Below are 6453 nucleotides of genomic sequence, written 5' to 3' on the forward strand. Positions count from 1 at the left end.
TTATGCCTCGCGCGGTTCAACAAACATACGACCGCGCATTTCCATGTGCAGCGCATGACAGAACCATTGGCAATAGAACCAATGCACGCCCGGACGTTCGGCAACAAATGTCACCGACGCGGTGGCTTGTGGGCCGACTTCCATTGCGACGCCGTAATTGGCCAAGCAGAACCCGTGGGTCACATCGTCAATTTCGTCCATGTTGGTGACATAAACGGTGACTTCGTCGCCCTGTTTTACGGTGAATTTTTCCATCGAGAATTCAGGCGCGATGGATGACAGATAGACGCGCACTTTGTTGCCGTCGCGGATCACCTCTTCGTGGCCCCAATCCAGATCAACACCGTCGGCCTCGGCCTGAATTCGGGCGTCTTCCCACATTGGATCCATGCGGTCCCAAACGTTGACAGGGTTCACAATATCGCGGCGCACGATGATGCTATCATGGGGTTCCGCAAAGGTTGGGCCATCATGGACCAGTTCCATTTTGTCGCCGGAAATGTCGATCAATTGCTCGTTTTCAGGCTTCAACGGACCCACATTCAAGAACCGGTCCTTTGAGAACTTGTTCATCGAAATCAGCCATTTACCATCAGCATCCGCAGTTTCACCCATGGATGTCGAATTGTGACCCGGCTGATAATGCACGTCGATTTTGTCCAGGATCGGATCAACGTCAGCCCCGGCAAAGGCTTCGATCGCTTTGGCGATGTCCCATTTCACAACTTGGCTGTCCAAGAACAGGGTTGTGTAGGCATTGCCGCGGTTATCAAACGCCGTGTGCAATGGCCCCAGACCCAGCTGAGGTTCGGCCACGATGCAAGACCGTTCATCCGCATTTTCCGAGAACAACGCATCCAGTTTTTCAACGTCGATCACCGAAACCGTTGGTGACAATTTGCCGTTGATCATGATGTGGCGTTTGTCTGGCGCTGCGTTCACACCGTGTGGCGAATTTGGAATGGGCACATACCGTGTCAGGTTGGTGCCCGACCCTTTGCGGCCATCGACAACTTTGACGCCGTTCAGTTCCTGATAATTACCGGCGGCTACTGCGGCTTCAATCGCTTTGATGTCGAACACAACCACGTGGTCGGTTTCAGATTCGGTCATCTCGGCCAGGTTCATCCCCATTTCCGAGTTATAGGACGTCGAAAACGCGTATTTACCCTGATAATCGCAATCGGTATTGTCCAGGTTCCCAGACACAATCACCTGCCAAGCGACCTCCATTGCGTCGCCGTCAATCGCGGTGAAAATGTTTACGTATTCTTCTGGCTGGTCCAGAATTTTGCCGTCGTTGACCAGCGGTGCTTCGTGTTCACCATTGGCAAAAACATAGCCCGTGCGGGGGTATTTCTGCGGACGCATGCCGTGGATATCCATGGCATTTGGGATCTCGATGATCTTATCGGTTTTCATCACATCACAGCGCACACGGGCGACGCGGGTGTTGGCTTTGTCGTTCATGAAAATGAACCGGCCGTCATAAACACCGTCCGTGAACGACATATGCGGGTGGTGCAAATCGCCGTTATCATAGGTGACTTTGCCGTTGGCCGCCAAGAATTCCTTGGTTTCGGGCAACAGACCTTCGGTCAGGATTTTCAGGGATTCATTTGTCTGGCCCCAGCCAGTGGCCGAACAGCGGTTGAACACCGGCACGCGCATGAATTCACGCATGGATGGCACGCCCAGAATGCGCAATTCGCCGGTTTGGCCGGATGACCAGAACCCGTAATATTCATCCAATTCACCGGGGGCCAGCGACGCGTCGCCATTTGTCGATGCCAACGCTTGTTTTGCGGTCAGCAAGTTGGCGCCGATGCCTGTGCCGGCGATGACAGCACCGGTGGCTGTTGCGCCCAGCATGCCACGGCGGGTGAGGTTTAATTTACCATTTTCTTCGGACATGAGTTCCTCCTTAAGAAACTGTTGTTCGTTTGGCGTTCGGATGCGACGCCGGTGGTTGGTTAAGTGTGATGTCCGCGGAGCCCACCTTGGACCGTCGTTTCACCTGTTTTATGACCACAGGACAGGTGTTCTTGGATTGATACAGAACCTGACAATGCAGGCAGTTCACGCATTCATTTGGGTTAATTTCACCGGTTGGATGAATGGCTTGAACCGGACACTCGGTACGACAAATCTGACAGGGGCTTCCGCATTCTTTGTACCGTTTGAGCCAGTCAAACATGCGGATGCGCGCCGGGATCGCCAGCGCTGCGCCCAGCGGGCACATGTAGCGACAATAGAACCGTTCCACGAACAACCCGGCCAGCAACAGCGCCAGCGCAAAGATCACAAACGGCCAATCCCGCACGAATTTCAGGATGATGGCGGTTTTGAACGGCTCAACCTCGGCATAGGTTTCGGCCAATGGGATCGACACCATGGAAACCCCAAAAAGGCCTAGGAAAATCATATACTTGATCGGCCATAGGCGTTCATGCAGCCCCCATGGCAACGTCCATTGCGGCACATGAAACAGACGCGCGATACGGTTGGTGATTTCTTGCAATGCGCCAAACGGGCACAGCCAGCCGCAATAGGCCCCCCTGCCCCAAAACAGCAGCGCCGCGGCGATGGCAAACCATTGGATGAACACCAGCGGATCTAGCAGGAACGCATCCCAGCTAAACCCGTCGCGCAAACTGCCCGCCAGCGCCATCAGATTGACGACGGACAATTGCGCATTGGCGTACCAGCCCAAAAACACCAACGTAAAGGTTAAGAACCCCATGCGGAACCACAGGAATGCGCGCGCGTTCATGGTCGCTTGGAATTGGAAAAAGAACGTCGCCGTCAGCACAAACAACATCGCGCCCAAAATCGCGATTTCGACCTGCTTGTCCTTCCAGACCCGTTTCCACAACGCGGCCTTGGCTTCGGCTTCTTCGGCGTCGTTTGACAGCGCCACGGGGGCCGCCATCGGCAACAGGTATTGTTCCGGCAGGCCATAGCCCAGATCAAAGGTGATAAACGCCCGTTCCAGCGCGCCGACGGATCGCTGCACTAACAATTGCAGTCGGAACGGCTCGGCCGGATCAAATTCGGCATCGGCGGGGATTTTGAACAGATCAAGTTCGCTAAACTCGGGCCCGTCCGCTGTGGCCAACGCGCCCAAACGACGGTGTTGACGATCAAAAAACCGCACGGCCCGATCGCCTTGGATCAGCTGAATGCGGTCAAAAATCCCACCGCGCACATAGCCCGACCCTTTGAACGAATAGGATCCGCGGCCCAGAACCAAAATGGCCTGTTCACCCGGTTCCAGCCAATTGACGAGGTTCTGATATTCCGCCTCACCCAGCAGCGACAGCCCCACGGATGGCACCGAAACCAACGCCATATTCATGTCGATAAAGGTGTCCGTGGCGTCACCGGTTTCCGGGCGGTCAATGGCGCGCTGATCACCGGTTGCTTCGAACGCGGCGTTCACTTGGCCCACGTCCAAAATCATCCGACGAACAGACCCGTCGCCGATCAATGTGGTCCAGTCAAATGTCGTGTCTTGGGCCATGTCCAATTCGCGGCGTGGACCCTGCGCCGTGGCCGGGGCCAATCCGCCCAAACCCAGCGCGCGCGCCACCTTGATCCCAGCCCGAACCAAACTGTCATCAATGACCATAATCGTCACTGTTGCACCTGAAATGATGTCTAGATCATGGGCACCACCACCGGTTTCAGCCTCGGCTTTCAGGTCCAGACCTTGATAGCCTTCGGTCAGTTCAATCATGCGGGAATTGGGGATGCCAATCAGGACAATCGGTTCGGAATGTTTGACCAGTTGAACGCCGGTTAAAACCGCATCTGCATCAATCGCGGCCACCACGTGAATGGGTTTGCCGGAATAGCCCGTTGTCCCGACAAAGTCCGACGTCAAAAACGCCCAGGCCACCGTTTCACCGCCACGGATCACCGGGGCGACGGGCAGGTCGGATTGAATGGGGCCAAAACTGTCGGCGCCTGCCACCAATTCATCGGGGCTCAGATCCGGCAGGAAATCCGCCAACGTTTCTGCAACGGTTGCGGTCGCAAATACCATGACAGCCAAAACAGCAGCAATCAGGCGGGTTAGAGACTGAAAAACGGTCATCACACACCTGCCAATGCAGGTCGCGCAAACGGGGTCAGTTCACAATTCATGTCTGTAGGGTTCCTTTTCGGAGGGCCGCGATTTTGCCCCCAGAACTGCGCTGGATTTTCGGAAAACTCAGTTTGCGATATGCACTTTGCCCCGGAATGTGATGCCAGCCGTTCACCGATTTGGGTCAATGACGGTTCCAGTCGGGACGCCACAGAATTGCAGTCCGGGCATGTGTCACAATTGGCGCATGGCAATGTCGGATTGGTGTTTTCAGATATGGCTTGGCCATCGGTGCTAACCTGAATCCGTTCCGGCCCAAATTCACCACAGATAACGATCCAGTTCCCGGATTGCCCCTGCATATGCGCCGCCGCAACCGAGGGCAGCACCATTTGCAACGCAAATAACGCCACAACCACATAGCCAAACACCGCACAAACAAAGCGCGGTCTGTTTTGTTTTATGTTGATTGGACGTTTCACCAAAAACCCATTTTCAATTTAGGTTTTTACATACGAGCCTAACCGCAAGTACGATTTGACATATGTCAAGTGATCAAGAATTAGGCAGTCAAACGCAAAAATTTATACATTTCAATACGTTAATGCATCAGGGAAAAGGGTGACCTGAACCGTGAATTGACACATGGATTCAAGACATTACCCAAGACACCGTGACTTAGGGATCGTCGAACAATCCGGGTTCCAACGAATCCCAGAATTCAAAAATCGCCGTCGCATTCACAGAAGAAACCCATCCGAATCTGTCAAAATCCGCCCGAGCTGCGTCATTATCCAGGCGCGATAGGAAATGTCGCTTATCAGCATCCCGCTGCGTCGCGGTGCGCGCTGCGATCACCGATTGCAGTTTGCGCAATTGCTTGGTGCGCGGGCTGTCGGCCTGCGACGTCTTTGACGGGGGGTCTTGGGTATCACCAATTTCGTAATCGTCCTGCAAAGCGGCACTCAGATAACCGACCTTGTTCTTTATGTTCTTGCGTGCGCCCACATAATCTAACTTTTGGGCAACCTTTTCTTCGCCATGGGCACTGATCCATTGCTGCGCCAACCGGTCCGACACGTCGAGCTCAAGCAATTGACGATATACATCACTGTGCCGGGTCCCTGCCCCATCATCGATATTCATGATCGACAATTGCGGGTTCTCTTTGATGCGGAACCGAATATGCGAAATCGTGCGCCCAATTTTGCGGGTTTCAGGCGTCACGATAATGTTGGACGTTTTGTTAATTTCGCTGACCGCGGGTTTGATCACCTTGGCGTTCAGATGTTTGTAACTTTCGTAATAGGCGGATCCGTCCAGGCCCATCAACCGACGAAACAGATCCATTGGCCACCAGCCCGTGCTGCCCGTGCGCACAAATCGATAGCAATTTTCATAGAGCGCCAGCGCATGACCGGACGTGAACCTGCGCTGAATATTCAGGTTGATCAGCGCAAACACTTTGGGGTCATTCAGCTTTTCTGCAAGCGCGGGGGAATAGGAATATTCGCAAATGCCGCCTTTTAGTTTGGCATAGCTCAGCAGGCTGGACACGCCCCATTCCTGCTGGCCCTTTTCATCCAGCATGTCCCATTCCGCCACAGTTTCGGCCAGCCCCCGCAGCGATTGTTTAAGGGTATCCATATCGTTGGAATTGTACCCGATCATCATGCACAATGTGCGCGCATCGATCCGATATGTGCTTTGACTGGTGAGGGTATCATAGGCGTTCAACAACAGCACATTGGACAATTTACGCTGTAATAGAGTCAATTTCCCCGAGACATGAATGGCCGCGACATGTTTCTTAACCGCCCCCCGTCTGAGGGAACCGGTGAGTTTGTCGCGTGGAATATCCTCTGGGATGTCGCCCAATTCTGCCACCATTGGTCTGCTCTATGGCCTTATGCGGCCCTTTTGCCCATTATGGCAATAAAGGAACCTCTTAACAAGTGCGCTTCAGGTGCCCAATATCCATCCAATCGGATCCCGCATATGGGTTCCCTAACGCAAAGGACCCCAAGTTCACGTAGGCTTAAGGAACCCGAATACAGGACTGTTGATGCTACAAAATCCCGCAAAACCCACGAAACAGACCCTAGATAAGCGCCTACCGTATTCCGGAGTCCTTCTCCCCGCGAATCGGCACTTGTCCCCCCGTATCCATGCACCTTTCATCCTGTAAACCGGTTCCCTTTGTCCCGTATTCAGGCACCAAGCGACCTCTAATGTATTGAAATAATTTAAATATCCCAATCCAAAGTCCTTAAAGATTCTAAAGATATTAAACACTTGTTTGTTGCTCAATTTCAGATTTCTTTTGGGTTTCGTCGCGAAACAGGCCCCTTGCGCGGATATTT

Annotated in this window: 4 protein-coding genes; all 4 read right to left on the reverse strand. The window is 53.5% G+C overall.

The window, feature by feature from the left end; all coding sequences use genetic code 11:
• The 4 genes from nosZ to AB1F12_RS17360 all read right to left on the reverse strand — a co-directional run bounded on the left by nosZ (position 1) and on the right by AB1F12_RS17360 (position 5980).
• On the reverse strand, positions 1-1914 hold the full coding sequence (nosZ, locus tag AB1F12_RS17345) for a TAT-dependent nitrous-oxide reductase (RefSeq protein ID WP_368188492.1): 1914 nt from the start codon (positions 1912-1914) through the stop codon (positions 1-3).
• Positions 1915-1924: 10 nt separating this feature from the next.
• Positions 1925-4099 (reverse strand): 4Fe-4S binding protein, encoded by a 2175-nt coding sequence (locus AB1F12_RS17350; protein ID WP_368188493.1) that lies wholly within the window; start codon positions 4097-4099, stop codon positions 1925-1927.
• Positions 4099-4572, reverse strand: coding sequence for a hypothetical protein (locus AB1F12_RS17355; RefSeq protein WP_368188494.1), 474 nt, complete (start codon positions 4570-4572; stop codon positions 4099-4101). Before AB1F12_RS17355 ends, AB1F12_RS17350 begins: the two co-directional genes overlap by 1 nt.
• A 196-nt stretch (positions 4573-4768) precedes the next feature.
• The gene (locus AB1F12_RS17360) at positions 4769-5980 is read right to left on the reverse strand and encodes a replication initiation protein (protein WP_368188495.1); all 1212 of its coding nucleotides are present in this window, start codon (positions 5978-5980) and stop codon (positions 4769-4771) included.
• Positions 5981-6453 lie beyond the last annotated feature (473 nt).

The sequence above is a fragment of the Aestuariibius sp. HNIBRBA575 genome (genome assembly GCF_040932005.1).
Lineage (GTDB): Bacteria > Pseudomonadota > Alphaproteobacteria > Rhodobacterales > Rhodobacteraceae > CANLNM01.